This window comes from Bordetella genomosp. 2 (genome assembly GCF_002261345.1).
Classification (GTDB): domain Bacteria; phylum Pseudomonadota; class Gammaproteobacteria; order Burkholderiales; family Burkholderiaceae_B; genus Bordetella_A.
Genome location: NZ_NEVT01000003.1, coordinates 1,177,849 through 1,191,765 on the forward strand (window position 1 = coordinate 1,177,849; position 13,917 = coordinate 1,191,765).

Here is a 13,917-nt window from a genome sequence, read left to right on the forward strand (position 1 = left end):
TTCAGGGCAGGGCGTCCAGCCGTCGATCCAGCGCGGGAGTGTCCGGCAACGACAGGCCGAATGCGTCGCGCAGCACCGCGCGGATGTCGGCGGCGGTGGCCAGCCGGCGCCTGGTGCTGGGGCCGTCCAGCCGATGCTCGGCGTAGTCGCGGCCTTGCAGCGCCAGGCGGCCGCCCGGAATCGGGCGCGCCGCGACCAGGCCGGTCACGAAATGCGAATCCGGATGGGTGGAAAGATAGTAGTTGCTGACTTCGTAATCGACCTGGTAGGCGGGCTGCAGGTCGAAGCGGTACAGCGTGCGCCACTGTCCCTGCACACGGCTTTGCAGGCGCCAGAATGCGTCATCGCGCAGCAGGCGGAACTGCCCGTGCGGCGTGTCCTGGGCGAGACCGGCAAGCAGGTGCAGTGCGCCGGTGGGCGTCTGTCCGCCGAATCCCACGTCCACGATACGCGGCCCGTCGTCCAGCCGCACCGCCAGCAGCATGTGGGAACGCGGGGTGATGGCGTCGTCCGGCCGGTTCCACAGCACCCGCGCCGACAGGTCGTCGACCGTGTAGCCGAGCGCGCGCAGGACGGCGCCGAACAGCAGGTTGTGTTCATAGCAGTAGCCGCCGCGGCGTTCGCGCACCAGCTTGCGCTCGATGTCCCGCAACCCCAGGCTGACGGGCAGGCCGGCGAACGGATTCAGGTTCTCGAACGGGATCGCCTGCGCATGGTGCAACACCAGCCGCTGCAGCGTGTCGAGCGACGGGCCGCCGGAGATATCCGGCTGGCCGATGCGGGACAGGTAGGCGGGCAGGTCGGGCTGAAAAGCCATGGCGGCGTGGGTGGCGACGGTGTTGGCCAAGCCTTAGTGTATCGCCGGGGCGGCTGGCCGCCCCGCCTGGCAGGCGCCCCGGGACCGCCGCCCCGGGGCGCCTGTGAGTCCGCGCGCCATACGCGGCCGTCAGGCCGGCACCAGGCCCTTCTGCCGCTTCTCGCGGCGGCCCTGCATGCCCCACACCAGGGCCAGCAAGGCCAGCGCCGGCACGTAGATCCAGAACTCGGACGGGCGGTTGGGGTTCGGCACCTTCACGTCGACCACGTCCCAGCCCTGTTCCCAGCCCGCGCGGCGGGCCCGGCTGCCGAACTGCACGGCGCCGATCTGCACCTGGTCTCCCAGGGCGGTGACCATCAGGCCGGCTTCGCTCAGGCGCTTGCGCCCAGCCGCCACGCCGGTGCTGGTGTCGCCCTCGGGCAGCGCGGGCAGGGCCACCGCCACCGTCTTGGTGAGTTCGTCGCCTTCGATGTTCATGCCGTGCAGCACCGCCACCAGCCGGCCGCCGTCAGGCAGCGAGCCGGCCGTGGCGACCAGTTCGGACGCCGGGCGGCTTTCGTACTTGTCGGCCAGGTGGTTCATGAACCAGTCCGGGCGGAACAGCATGAAGGTCACCAGCAGCAGCACGCCGATTTCGAGCATGGAGCAGCGCACCCGCATCCAGCCCAGCGTAGCCGCGGCGAAGGTCAGCGACGCGAGGGTCGCGCCGCCCACCACCAGCAGCAGTTCCCACCAGCCGTGCACGTCGATCAGCAGCAGCAGCGGGTTGAACACGAACATGAACGGCAGCACGGCGGTGCGCAAGGCGTAGGTGGTGCCCTGGATGCCGGTCTTGATCGGGTCTTCGCCCGAGATGGCCGCCGCGGCGAAGGTCGCCAGGCCCACCGGCGGCGTGATGTCCGCCATGATGCCGTAATAGAACACGAACATGTGCACCGCGATCAGGGGAATCACCAGCCCGTTCTGGGCGCCCAGCTCCACCACCACCGGCGCCATCAGCGTGGCCATCAGGATGTAGTTGGCCGTGGTGGGCATGCCCAGCCCGAGGATCAGGCACACGATGGCGGTGAAGACCAGCATCAGCAGCACGCTGCCCATCGAGATCAGCTCGACGAAGGCCGTCATGCGCAAGCCCAGGCCGGTCAGCGTGATGGCGCCCACGATCAGGCCGGCCGTGCCGCAGGCGATGGCGATGCCGATCATGTTGCGGGCGCCGTCCTCCAGCCCGCCGATGGCTTCGCGCCAGCCGCGGCCCAGCGCGGGCGCCACCGGCTGGTTGCGGAACCAGGCCGTCAGCGGCCGCTGGGTGATCATCTGCACCAGCATGGCCAGCGCCGCCCAGAAGGCCGACAGGCCGGCCGACAATTGCTCGATGCTCAGGCACCACACCAGGATGCCGATGGGGATCAGGAAATGCAGGCCCGCCCGCACGGTGGGCCAGGGTTCCGGACGCACCGGGTTGGTGACGCTGATTTCCTCGGGCAGGTCGGGATGGCGGGCCGCCATGCGCAACAGCCAGACGTTGAGCACGACCAGCAGCGCCAGCAGTATCCATACCGCGGCGGCGCCGGCGACGGCCTTGACGCCCATGCCGATCCAGTAGATGAGCCCCATCACGATCAGCGTGCCGCAGATGCCCATGCCCCAGCCGGCCAGTTTCTGCAGCGGCGTGCGCGGCTGGCCGGCCGACATCATGGGCTGGATGCCTAGCTTGAGGGCTTCCAGGTGCACGATGTAGAACAGCGCGATGTAAGAGATCGACGCGGGCAGGATCGCGTGGCGGATGATGTCCGTGTACGGGATGCCCACGTACTCGATCATCAGGAACGCGGCCGCGCCCATCACCGGCGGCATGATCTGGCCGTTCACCGATGAGGCGGTCTCGATGGCGCCGGCGCGGATGCCGCCATAGCCGGCCTTCTTCATCAGCGGAATGGTGAAGATGCCGCCCGTGACCACGTTGGCCACCGACGAGGCCGACACCAGGCCGTTGACCGCCGACGAGACCACCGCCACCTTGGCGGGGCCGCCGCGCAGGTGGCCCAGCAGGGCGAACGAGACCTGCATCATGTAGTTGCCGGCGCCGCACTTGTCCAGCAGCGAGCCCAGCAGCACGAAGATGAAGATGTACGACACCGACACGCCGAGCGCCACGCCGTAGACGCCTTCGGTGGTCAGCCACATGTGCGAGGCCAGGCGCTCGAGCGAGGCGCCGCGGTGCGCCAGCACGTCAGGCAGCCAGGGGCCGGCCAGCACGTACAGCACGAAGACGGCGCCCAGCACGGTCATGGGCAGGCCCAGCGAGCGGCGCGTCACTTCCAGCAGCAACAGCAGGCCGATGACGGCGGTGGCGACGTCCAGGCTGGTGGGCTGGCCCGGCCGGGCGGCCAGCTCTTTATAGAACAGGAACAGATAGGCGCCGCAGAAGGCGGCGACGATGGCCAGTACCCAGTCGTGCCAGGGCATGCGATCGCGCGGCGAGCTCTTGCGCGCGGGGTAGGCCAGGTAGCCCAGGAACATGGCGATGCCCAGGTGCAGCGCGCGGGCCTCGGTGTCGTTGAAAATGCCCCAGTTCAAGGCGAAGGGCAGCGGCGAGGCATACCAGAGCTGGAACAGCGACCACAGCAGCGCGCCCAGCGCGAGCGTGGCGCCAGCGATGCCGCCGGCCTGGCGCCCGCCGCGGTCGACATCGGCAACCAGTTGTTCCAGATCGGCAGTCGTGGTGGACGGCTCGGTCTTCATTGAATTTCCCCAGCGTGTTCGGGTGGCCGGCAGGCGGGGCCGCGCCTGGCGCGGCCCGGTCCGGCATCATGGTGAAACAGGGGCCGGCCGCGGCGCCAGGGCGCGCGGCCGGCCGGCGCGGGCGCTTAGAGCATGCCCTTTTCTTTGAAGTACTTCTCGGCGCCCGGGTGCAGGGGCGCGGACAGGCCGTTCTTGACCATGTCCTCGGCCTTCAGGTGCGCGAAGGCGGGGTGCAGCTTCTTGAAGTCGTCCAGGTTGTCGAACACGGCCTTGACCACGGTATACACCGACTCTTCGGGCACGTCCGCCGACGTGACGAAGGTCGCGGTCACGCCGTAGGTCTTGACGTCTTCCGGGTTGCTCGGATACAGGCCGCCGGGAATGGTGGCATGCGCGTAGTACGGATACTTGTCGACCAGCTTGTCCACCGCCGGGCCGGTCAGCGACACCAACTGGGCGCCGCAGGTGGTGGTCGGGTCCTGGATGTTGGCCGACGGGTGGCTCACGCCGTAGAAGAAGCCGTCGATCTTGCCGTCGCACAGCGCCGAGCCGTGCTCGTCGGGGCGCAGTTCCGAAGCCAGCGAGAAGTCCTTCAGGGTCCAGCCCATGGTGGCCAGCAGTTCTTCCATGGAGGCGCGGGTGCCCGAGCCCGGGTTGCCGACGTTGAAGCGCTTGCCCTTGAAGTCCTCGAACGACTTGATGTTGGCTTCCTTGCGGGCCACCACCGTGAACGGCTCGGGGTGGATGGAGAACACCGAGCGCAGCTTCTTGAACTCGCCGCTGTCCTTGAACTGGCCCTGGCCGTTGTAGGCGTTGAAGCCCACGTCGGACTGCACCACGCCCAGGTCCAGCTCGCCGGCCTTGATGGTGTTCACGTTGAACACCGAGCCGCCGGTGGATTCGACCGAGCAGCGCAGCCCATGGGAGGAGCGGTCCTTGTTGACCAGCCGGCAGATGGCGCCGCCGGCGGCGTAGTACACACCCGTGACCCCGCCGGTGCCGATGCTGACGAACTTCTGCTGCGCCGCGGCGGGAAGCGGGGCGGCGAACGCCAGGGCGACGGCCGCGCACGCGGCGGCCAGCCCCAGGGTGGTTTTCTTCTTGCCCAAGGTGTGTTTGACAGACTTGCTCATACAAACTCCTTTTGAGGATTTTCCCCGTGAGTATGCCGGTCGTTCCGGCGATCGATGCGCCCGAGCCGGGGCGCGTTGCTTGTGGCGCCGGGATTGTGCCCCGACGCAGAGAATAACGCTAGGGGCTGTTCCGCCAAAGTCAGCGCTCCTAGCCGCGCGCTTGCGCGATGGCCGCGTCGATGGCGCCGGCCAGGCGCTCGGTGAGCTGGTCCAGTTCGTCGTCCGACACGATGAACGGCGGGGCCAGCAGGACATGGTCGCCGAGCTGGCCGTCGATGGTGCCGCCCATGGGGTATACCATCAGGCCGCGCGCCATGGCCTCGCGCTTGATCCGGGCGTGCAGCGTGTGCCGCGGGTCGAAGGGTTGCTTGCTGGCGCGGTCGGCCACCAGCTCGACGCCCATGAACAGCCCGCGTCCGCGGATGTCGCCCACGTGCGGGTGATCGCCCAGCGCCGCGACCAGGCGCTGGCGCAGGCCCGCGCCCTGCTCGCGCACGCGCGCGAGCAGGCCGTCGCGGCGGATCACTTCCTGTACCGCCAGCGAGGCGGCGCACGCGGTGGCGTGCCCCAGGTAGGTATGGCCGTGCTGGAAGAAGCCGCTGCCGGCGCTCATGGCGGCCACGATCTTCTCCTGCGCCATGACCGCGCCGATCGGCTGGTAGCCGCCGCCCAAGCCCTTGGCGATGGTGATGAGATCCGGCACGACGTCCTCCTGTTCCACTGCGTACAGCGTGCCGGTGCGTCCCATGCCGCACATGACTTCGTCGGCGATCAGCAGCACGCCGTAGCGGTCGCACACCTCGCGGATGCGGCGGAAGTAGCCCGGCACCGCCGTCAGCGCGCCGGCCGTGGCGCCGACCACCGGTTCGGCCACGAACGCGATGACGCTGTCGCCGCCCAGGCGCACGATGGTGTCTTCCAGTTCCTGGGCCAGGCGCGCGCCGTAGGCCTCGGGCGACTCGTCGGCGCCGCGGTCGCGATACTCATAGCAGGGAGCCACGTGCGTGACGTCGATCAGCAGCGGCTTGAACTGCGCGCGCCGCCATTCGTTGCCCCCCACCGCCAGCGCGCCCAGGGTGTTGCCGTGGTAGCTCTGGCGGCGCGCGATGATGTGGCGCCGCTGCGGCTGGCCGATCTCGACGAAATACTGGCGCGCCATTTTCAGCGCCGCCTCGACGGCTTCGGAACCGCCCGACACAAAGTAGGCATGGCTGGTGCCGGCGGGCGCGTCGGCTACCAGCCGGTCCGCCAGCCGCTCGGCGACTTCGGTGGTGAAGAAGCCGGTATGCGCGTAGGCAAGCTTGTCGATCTGCGCGTGCATGGCGGCCTGCACATCGGGATGGCTGTGCCCCAGGCAGGAAACGGCGGCGCCGCCCGAGCCGTCGAGATAGGCGTTGCCGGCACTGTCGTACAGCCAGGCGCCCTGGCCGCGAACCGCCACCGGAGGGGTGGCGCGCAAGGATCGGTGTAGTACGTGGGTGGTGCTCATGTCGGTCGATGTCGTGAAGGATTGACGCGCGAGGCGTTCAGGAAGGGGTGTTGCAAAACGGGTAGGCCGAGCGGTCGGCGTGGCGATACGGCAGCGTGGTCAGGTCGGCGGGGCCATAGTCGGGCGTGTCGACGATCAGGATCTCCTGGGCCAGCGGCTCGTAGTGATGGCGGAAGTGCGTCTTCGAGCGCAGCACGATCATGTCGAAGTCGGTGGATTTCAGGCCATAGATGCGGAACGGGTCCTCGTCGACGCCGAACACATAGTTGGACGTGACGCTGACCGATATGCCGCCGACCTGCAGCAGGGCGCTCGGCCCGAGGTCGACGGGCATGCCGTGGTTCATCCGGCCCGACACCCGGAACTGCATGGGCCCGGCCTGCAGCACCCGGGCCTCGACCCGCAGGCGTGGCCCGGCCCGTTCCGACGACCAGCCGCCCAGCTCGATCGCGCCGGTATTGCCGGCGCCGATCTCGGCCGCGCGGCGCGCCGCTTGCGGATCCATCAGGAAAGGCACGGCGGCGCCGCCGACCCCGCGCGCCAGCAACTCCGCCAGCACGTAAGTGGAGTCATTCATGCGGTCGGCGTGTTCCAGCAGCACGTACGGCTTGGCGGCGGGATGGGCCAGCACATAATCGACCGCCTGGCGCACCCCCATGACCGGCAGCGCGTGATACAGGTCGTGGCGCCGGGCGCGGATGCGGTCGCCGAGGCGCTCGGCCAACTCGCGGGCGCGGTCGGGGGCCGCGTCGGTCACGCACAACACCGAAAACCCGGTATTGGGGGCGTCCGCATAGGAAAAGCCGGCCATCACGGAGATGTCCAGGTAGCCGGGCTCGGCGCTCTCCAGTTCGCGTGCCTCGGCCAGGATCCCGGCCAGGCAGGGCAGCGCCGTGGCGCTGAAGATGCTGGGGACCAGCACGCCCGGCTTGGCGATCGCCATGGCGGGGCGCAGTTCGCCGCGCAGCGTGCGCACCAGGCAGCGCGCGGCTCGGCGGCCCGTCTCGCCCATGTCGGTATGGGGCGACTGCTGGTACGCAAAGGCGGCGTCCAGGTTGCGCAGCGTGCCGGCATCCAGGTTGCCGTGATAGTCGAACGCCACCATCAGCGGCATGCCGGGGCCGATCGCGGCGCGGACCGTGTCGATGATGTAGCGTTCCGGGTCCAGGTAGGACGGCGCCCAGGACGCGCCGTGCAGGTGCAGTAGCACGCCGTCGAGCTCGTCGCGCCGGGTCCGCAGCGCGGCGGCGATTTCCTGCGCATAGCGCTCGACCGCCTCGTCCGAGGCCGGCCCGAGCGCGCCGCGATACGCGTTGACGATGGGCTCCATCTCGGCGCCTTCCTGTTCGCAGATGTCGATGAAGCCGCCGATGACGGTATTCGTGCCGCGCAGCGCCGCGATGATGTCGGCGCCGCGCTGGCAGCCTTGTTCGAAATCGGCATAGGTGGAGACCACCGGCAGAAAACTGACCGACTCGATATGGAAACCGGCGATGGCGATGCGCATGGCTTGCCTCATTGCACGGGCAGTTTGGCCTGCTTGACCACTTCGGCCCACTTGTGGGCTTCCTGTGCGGCATAGTCCGCCAACGCCTGGGGCGAGCCGCCGACGATCTCCACCCCCATCTCCTGCAGCCGCTCGCGGATGGCGGGCGCCTGCAGCGCCTTGTTGAGGGCGGCATTGAGTTTCTGCACGACATCGGCCGGCGTGCCGGGCGGAGCCACCAGGCCGCCCCAGGCGACGCTTTCGAAACCGGGCTGCAGCGTTTCGGCGACCGTGGGCACATCGGGAAACAGCGGCGAGCGCTGCAGGCTGGTGATGGCCAGCGGCCGCAGCTTGCCGGACTGGAGATGCGGTCCGATGCTGGGCGTGTTGTCGATCAGGGCCTGCACGGTGCCGCCGATCACGTCGGTGGTGGCGGCGGGGCTGCCGCGATAGGGAACGTGCATCATGCGCAGGCCGGCGGTTTGCGCCAACAGTTCGCCGCTCAGGTGGCCAGAGGTGCCCTGGCCGGGCGAGGCGTAGGTCACCTGGTCCGGATGCTGTTTCACGTAGTCGGCGAATTCGCGCGCCGTCCGGGCCGGGACCTGCGGGTTGACGGCCAGCACATTGGCCACCTTGACCAGCAGCGCGATCGGCGCAAGACGGTCCGGGTCGTAGGGCAGCTCCTTGAAGGTGCTGCGGTTGATCGCCAGCGTGACGTTGTTGGCGTAGCCGATGGTATAGCCGTCCGGCCGCGCGCGATAGACCTCGCTGATGCCGGCGATGCCGGACGAGCCCGGCTTGTTTTCCACCACCAGCGTCTGGCCGAGTTCCTGGCCGACCTGTTGCGCCAGCAGGCGGATGATGATGTCGGGCGAGCCGCCAGCGGCGGACGGCACGACCACCTTGATTGCCCGTTGCGGATAATCCTGCGCGGCCGCGGCCGCGGGCGCCGCCAGCACGGCGCACAGCAGGGCGCCATACAACCGGGATTTCATGCTGCCGCCATGCGTGTGAGACACGGTATTTTCCCCTTGTATCGATTCAGTGGTTGGATTGCCCTACGTAGGCCGACCAGAACACCTTGTCGGCCTGCATGCGTTCTTCGATTTCGCTCAGCCGGTTCAGCACCGCCTCGCCGCCGCGCGCGGTCAGCCGGGCGATCAGGTGTTCGGCCAGGCCCAGCAGGCCGGCGGTGGTATGGAAGAAAGAACCCGGCCCGCGCTGCGCCGGCCGCTCGCGCACGCCGTCGCGGTCGGGGCGCTGGAACAGCAATACATGGCGCGAATGCACGGCCAGCGGCGCCAGCGTGTCGTCGGTCAGCGCGATCACGGCAACGCCTTGCTGCGCCGCCTGGCGCGCCAGGCGCACGGTGGCGGTCGGGTAGGGCGCCTGGGAAATGGCGACCAGCGCATCGCCTTCGCGCAGATTGTCGATGGCCTCGGCCTGCAGCCCGCCCAGGCCGTCGATGAGCGTGCTGTTGCGGCGCACGAGCTGGTAGGCATAGTGCATCTGGAAGGCAATGCCGAAGGCCGAGCGCGAACCCAGGAACCCCACCTGGCGCGCTTCCAGCAGGGTCTTGACCGCCGCGTCGAAGGCCGCTGAGCTGTTGAGCGAGCAGACCGACTGGATCGCCTCGGCCTGCAGGCTGGTCAGCGCATCGTGGCCCGGCTTGCCGGCGCTGCCCTCGGCGGCCTGCAGTTCGGCGGCCCGCTCGCGCAGGGAGGCCGGGCGCTCGCCGGCCAGGGCCTGCTGGAACGGCCCCCCGGAACGCCTCGTAGCTGTCATAGCCGGCCGCCCGCGCGAGCCGCAGCATGGTGGCCGGCGCCACCCCCACGGCCTGCGCCTGGCGGCGCATCGACCACAGGCCCACTTCGGCCGGATGGTCGGCCACCCAGTGCGCCGCCCGCTGCAGTTCGGGCGACAACTGTTCCAGCAGGCTTTGCAGGCGCTGCAATACCGGCAGGGGCGGAAAGGGCGGCGGCACGGCGGGGAAGCGGGGCGGCTAGAAGAAAAAACACATGATAAATAACAGGTCGATCAAAAAACATATGTTTTTTCGCGACTCAGGGTAATCCTGATGGGCGCCGTGTCGTGCCGCGTCCAGCCGGGATTCCTCCCGGGATTGTTTCAAGCGCCCCTGAAAAGTTGATATTTTTCATCATCTTCTTGAAACATGAATTTATTTATTCACAATTTGTGGTCATTGCGGGTTGACCTGGGCTCGGCGGCGGCATATTATCTGGGTAGAATCATTTGAGTAGAAATCAATCCTACTGAACTATTTTCAGTCATGAACAACGTTTCTTCGCCCGATCCGTCACAGCAGTACGACTTGCGCATCCTGCGTGCCCTGCGCCGCATCACGCGCTCGATCGCGCTGCATTCGCGCCAGCTGGCGGCGGTCAGCCACATCACCGCCCCCCAGCTCATGTGCCTGCGCACCGTGATCGCCAACGGGCCGCTGACGGCCACCGCCATCAGCCGTGAAATCCACGTCAGCCCCAGCACGGTCGTGGGCATTCTCGACCGCCTGGAAGACAAGGGCCTGGTGCGCCGCGAGCGCGGCCGGGAAGACCGCCGCATCGTGTTCGTATCGGCCACCGACGCCGGCCGCGAGCTGGCCGCCCAGGCGCCGTCGCCGCTGCAGAAACACCTGGCCGACGCGCTCAATGCGCTGCCCGAACTCGAGCAGGCCACCATCACCCTGGCGCTCGAGCGCATCGTCACCCTGATGGAACAGGAAGGGCATGCGGTCGAGGCGCACGGCGATGTCTCGTCGCCCATTCTCGAAGTGCCTACCGGCGGGGCGCCGCCTGAATCGGGGCTGGTCGTATGAGGGGGCAAGCTCTGCACACCCCCCAGTCTTCATCGGCCGTCCAGCCGGCCGCTTCCCCGCGCCTGCAATTGCGGGCGCCGCGCCGCACCGACGGGGCCGCGCTGCACCGCCTGGTGTCCGAGTGCCCGCCGCTCGACGTCAATTCCCTGTATGCCTATCTGCTGCTGTGCGAGCACTTCAGCGCCACCTGCGTGGTGGCCGAAAGCGCCGGCGGCCGCATCGATGGGTTCATTTCCGCATATTTGCCGCCAGCCCGGCCCGACGTGATCTTCGTCTGGCAGGTTGCCGTGCATTCCCGCGCACGCGGCCAACGGTTGGGCCGCGCCATGCTTCGCGAGCTCTTGCAGCGCAAGGAGCTGGAGCATGTTCGTCATCTTGAAACCACGGTGGGGCCTGATAACCAGGCATCGCGCCGCACCTTCGCCGGCCTGGCCGGCGAGCTGGGCGCGCACGTTTCCGAGCAGCCGTTCTTCGACCGGCAATTGTTCGGCGGCGCCGACCATGACGACGAGATGTTGTTGAGGATAGGTCCGTTCACGCTGCCGTCCCGCCAGGGTTCGTGACCCGCGGCGGGGCGCCGGCCGGCGGCCCTATCGGAACCGGGACGCAGTCTTGCCCGAATGCCCATGTGGGCGTCGGTGGCGGCTGTGTCTGTCAATTCACGAGTTGAAGGGAGGATTCTATGGACTTGAAAATCTTTGACCGGATGGAGTCGGAAGTGCGAGGCTACATCCGGTCGTTTCCGGTGATATTCAATCAGGCGCGGGGCTCCGTCCTGATCGATGAGGAAGGTGGCGAGTACATCGACTTCTTCAGCGGCGCGGGCACCTTGAATTACGGCCACAACAATCCTGTCTTCAAGGAAAAACTGCTCGAGTACCTGGAATCCGACGGCGTCGTGCATGGCCTGGACATGGCCACCAGCGCCAAGAAGCAATTCCTGGAAGCCGTCGACCGCGTGCTGCTCAAGCCGCGCAACTGGCAATACACCCTGCAGTTCACCGGGCCGACCGGCACCAACGCGGTCGAGGCGGCGCTGAAGATCGCGCGCCAGGTCAAGGGCCGTTCCAACATCATTTCCTTCACCCACGGATTCCACGGCGTCAGTGGCGGCTCGCTGGCCGCGACGGCCAACATGAAGTTCCGCGACGCGGCCGGGTATGCCCTGGGCAACACGACCTTCATGCCGTACGACGGCTACTTCGGTCCCGACGTCGACACCATCGCCTATCTCGAGCGCATGCTGGAAGACCCCAGCAGCGGCCTGGACAAGCCGGCCGGCGTGATCGTCGAGACGGTGCAAGGCGAGGGCGGCGTCAACGTGGCCACGCTGCGCTGGCTCAAGGAGCTGGAAAAGCTGTGCCGCCGCCACGACATGCTGCTGATCGTCGACGACATCCAGGTGGGCTGCGGCCGCACCGGCAGCTTCTTCAGTTTCGAATCGGCCGGCATCCGCCCCGACATCATCACCCTGTCGAAATCCCTCTCGGGTTTCGGCCTGCCGATGTCGCTGGTGCTGATGAAGCCCGAGCTGGACATCTGGAAGCCGGGTGCGCACAGCGGCACGTTCCGCGGCAACAACCTGGCCTTCGTCACCGCCACCCAGGCGCTGGACACCTACTGGGCCAGCGATGCGTTCTCGACCGAAGTGCAGCGCAAGGAGCGGCTGGTGCGCGACTGGCTGGAGAACCTGGCCCACAGCTATCCCAACGCCGGCCTGGCCGTGCGCGGCCGCGGCCTGATCCAGGGCCTGGTGACCACCGCCGATCCGGCGCTGGCCAATCGCATCGCGCACCAGGCATTCAAGCGCGGCGTCGTCATCGAGACCTCGGGCGCGCAAGACGAAGTGCTGAAGCTGCTGCCGGCGCTGACCATCGAGGACGATCTGCTGGCCCGCGGCCTGGAAACCATCGAGGCCGCCGTCGCCGAGGCGCTGGGTGAAAGCGGGCAGTCCGCCCGCGTTCTGAAATTTGGAGGAAAACGCCGATGATCGTACGCAATGTGAAAGATGTGATCGGGACCAAGGACGAGGTCCGTACCGAAACCTGGGTCAGCCGCCGCGTGCTGCTGAAGAAGGACGGCATGGGATTCTCGTTCCACGAGACCACCATTTTTCCCGGCGGACGCACGCACATCCACTACAAGAACCATCTTGAAGCGGTCTGGTGCATCGAAGGCGACGGTTCCATCGAGACGGTCGCCGACGGCAAGAAATACGAGCTGGGACCGGGCGTGGTGTATGCCCTGAACGAAAACGACGAGCACTGGCTGTGCGGCGGCAAGGAGCCGCTGCGCGTCATCTGCGTGTTCAACCCGCCGCTGACCGGCCAGGAAGTGCACGACGCCGATGGCGTCTATGCGCTGCCAGTCGAAGAGCAAGCGGCCTGAGAACAAGGAGTCTGAATATGATCTCACCTGCCCAGGATCCGTACGCCTCGCGTACGGATCGCAGTTCCGCCATCATCGCCCGCCAGGATCCCGTGGTCTACGGCGAGGGCAAGTACGCCGATGCCCTGTCCGCAGACCAGGTCCAGTCGTACGACCGCGACGGTTTCCTGCTGCTGGAAAACGTGTTCACCGAGGCCGAGGTGCAGGCCCTGGTCGCCGAGGTCGAGCGCATGACGCGCGACCCGGCCATCGTGCGCCGCGAAGAGGCCATCACCGAGCCGGGCAGCAATGCCGTGCGCTCGATCTTCATGGTGCACGTGCTCAATCCCATGCTGGCCCGCCTGACCCGCGACCCGCGCCTGGCCAATGTGGCGCGCCAGTTGCTCGGCTCGGAGGTGTACATCCACCAGTCGCGCGCCAACATGAAGCCCGGCTTCAAGGGCAAAGAGTTCTACTGGCACTCGGACTTCGAGACCTGGCACGTGGAAGACGGCATGCCCGCGATGCGCGCGCTGAGCTGCTCGGTGCTGCTGAGCGACAACAACGAGTGCAATGGCCCGCTGATGCTGGTGCCGGGCTCGCATCGGCAGTTCATCTCGTGCGTGGGCGAAACCCCGCGCGACCACTACAAGCAGTCGCTGAAGAAGCAGGAATACGGCGTGCCCGACCCGGTCAGCCTGCAACTGCTGGTGGAGCAGGGCGGCATCCGCACCATGATGGCCAAGGCCGGTTCAGTGGTGTTCTTCGACTGCAACACCATGCACGGCTCCAACAGCAATATCTCGCCGTGGCCGCGCGCCAATGTCTTCATGGTCTACAACAGCATGGAGAACACGCTCAATGCGCCGAAGTACGGGCTCGACCCGCGTCCGGAGCACATCGCCACGCGCAAGGCCTTCAAGGCGGTCACGCCGCTGGACAAGCTGAAGCTGGTCGAATAGCGCGCCCCCTGGCGCCATGCACGGCCCGCCCAGCGGGCTGCGAGACCCCGGGAGATCCTCCCGGGGTTTTTTTATCCCCAGTTCT

The 13,917-nt window shown here is 67.6% G+C and carries 11 protein-coding genes and 1 pseudogene; 5 read left to right on the top strand and 7 right to left on the bottom strand.

What is annotated here, in order from left to right; genetic code table 11:
- Nucleotide 1 precedes the first annotated feature (1 nt).
- From CAL24_RS07625 to CAL24_RS07655, 7 genes and pseudogenes are all read right to left on the bottom strand, one after another.
- Nucleotides 2–847: an arylamine N-acetyltransferase family protein gene (locus CAL24_RS07625; RefSeq protein ID WP_212591728.1), complete on the bottom strand. Its 846-nt coding sequence runs from the start codon at nt 845–847 to the stop codon at nt 2–4.
- A 99-nt stretch (nt 848–946) separates the two neighbouring features.
- Entirely contained in the window at nt 947–3,559 is a 2,613-nt protein-coding gene (locus CAL24_RS07630) for a TRAP transporter permease (protein ID WP_094806277.1), read from the bottom strand.
- A gap of 125 nt (nt 3,560–3,684) precedes the next feature.
- Nucleotides 3,685–4,692, bottom strand: coding sequence for a TAXI family TRAP transporter solute-binding subunit (locus tag CAL24_RS07635; RefSeq protein WP_094806279.1), 1,008 nt, complete (start codon nt 4,690–4,692; stop codon nt 3,685–3,687).
- Between the two features lie 148 nt (nt 4,693–4,840).
- Entirely contained in the window at nt 4,841–6,181 is a 1,341-nt protein-coding gene (locus CAL24_RS07640) for an aspartate aminotransferase family protein (protein ID WP_094806281.1), read from the bottom strand.
- 37 nt (nt 6,182–6,218) lie between these two features.
- Nucleotides 6,219–7,688, bottom strand: a complete 1,470-nt coding sequence (locus CAL24_RS07645; protein WP_094806283.1) for a M81 family metallopeptidase — start codon at nt 7,686–7,688, stop codon at nt 6,219–6,221.
- An 8-nt stretch (nt 7,689–7,696) separates the two neighbouring features.
- Nucleotides 7,697–8,662, bottom strand: a complete 966-nt coding sequence (locus tag CAL24_RS07650; RefSeq protein ID WP_094806285.1) for a Bug family tripartite tricarboxylate transporter substrate binding protein — start codon at nt 8,660–8,662, stop codon at nt 7,697–7,699.
- 46 nt (nt 8,663–8,708) lie between these two features.
- Nucleotides 8,709–9,715: pseudogene (locus CAL24_RS07655) on the bottom strand (MurR/RpiR family transcriptional regulator).
- 242 nt (nt 9,716–9,957) lie between these two features.
- Between CAL24_RS07655 and CAL24_RS07660 the strand changes: the two are divergent.
- The 5 genes from CAL24_RS07660 to thpD all read left to right on the top strand — a co-directional run bounded on the left by CAL24_RS07660 (nt 9,958) and on the right by thpD (nt 13,832).
- Nucleotides 9,958–10,503, top strand: a complete 546-nt coding sequence (locus CAL24_RS07660; protein ID WP_028353560.1) for a MarR family winged helix-turn-helix transcriptional regulator — start codon at nt 9,958–9,960, stop codon at nt 10,501–10,503.
- The gene (gene ectA / locus CAL24_RS07665) at nt 10,500–11,066 is read left to right on the top strand and encodes a diaminobutyrate acetyltransferase (RefSeq protein ID WP_038853189.1); all 567 of its coding nucleotides are present in this window, start codon (nt 10,500–10,502) and stop codon (nt 11,064–11,066) included. The genes CAL24_RS07660 and ectA overlap by 4 nt, the downstream gene beginning before the upstream one ends.
- A gap of 119 nt (nt 11,067–11,185) precedes the next feature.
- Nucleotides 11,186–12,493 (top strand): diaminobutyrate--2-oxoglutarate transaminase, encoded by a 1,308-nt coding sequence (gene ectB, locus CAL24_RS07670; protein WP_028353558.1) that lies wholly within the window; start codon nt 11,186–11,188, stop codon nt 12,491–12,493.
- Nucleotides 12,490–12,891 carry an ectoine synthase gene (locus CAL24_RS07675; RefSeq protein ID WP_028353557.1) on the top strand — a complete coding sequence of 134 codons (402 nt, stop codon included), beginning with the start codon at nt 12,490–12,492 and terminating at the stop codon, nt 12,889–12,891. The genes ectB and CAL24_RS07675 overlap by 4 nt, the downstream gene beginning before the upstream one ends.
- 17 nt (nt 12,892–12,908) lie before the next feature.
- On the top strand, nt 12,909–13,832 hold the full coding sequence (gene thpD / locus CAL24_RS07680) for an ectoine hydroxylase (RefSeq protein WP_028353556.1): 924 nt from the start codon (nt 12,909–12,911) through the stop codon (nt 13,830–13,832).
- The last annotated feature ends 85 nt before the right edge of the window (nt 13,833–13,917 follow it).

Excerpts from the sequence above, each read along its gene's own strand:
- CAL24_RS07635 (WP_094806279.1), bottom strand. The coding sequence starts at position 4,692 with ATGAGCAAGTCTGTCAAACACACCTTGGGCAAGAAGAAAACCACCCTG.
- CAL24_RS07675 (WP_028353557.1), top strand. The coding sequence starts at position 12,490 with ATGATCGTACGCAATGTGAAAGATGTGATCGGGACCAAGGACGAGGTC.
- CAL24_RS07650 (WP_094806285.1), bottom strand. The coding sequence starts at position 8,662 with ATGAAATCCCGGTTGTATGGCGCCCTGCTGTGCGCCGTGCTGGCGGCG.
- thpD (WP_028353556.1), top strand. The coding sequence starts at position 12,909 with ATGATCTCACCTGCCCAGGATCCGTACGCCTCGCGTACGGATCGCAGT.
- CAL24_RS07640 (WP_094806281.1), bottom strand. The coding sequence starts at position 6,181 with ATGAGCACCACCCACGTACTACACCGATCCTTGCGCGCCACCCCTCCG.
- ectA (WP_038853189.1), top strand. The coding sequence starts at position 10,500 with ATGAGGGGGCAAGCTCTGCACACCCCCCAGTCTTCATCGGCCGTCCAG.
- CAL24_RS07660 (WP_028353560.1), top strand. The coding sequence starts at position 9,958 with ATGAACAACGTTTCTTCGCCCGATCCGTCACAGCAGTACGACTTGCGC.
- CAL24_RS07630 (WP_094806277.1), bottom strand. The coding sequence starts at position 3,559 with ATGAAGACCGAGCCGTCCACCACGACTGCCGATCTGGAACAACTGGTT.
- ectB (WP_028353558.1), top strand. The coding sequence starts at position 11,186 with ATGGACTTGAAAATCTTTGACCGGATGGAGTCGGAAGTGCGAGGCTAC.
- CAL24_RS07645 (WP_094806283.1), bottom strand. The coding sequence starts at position 7,688 with ATGCGCATCGCCATCGCCGGTTTCCATATCGAGTCGGTCAGTTTTCTG.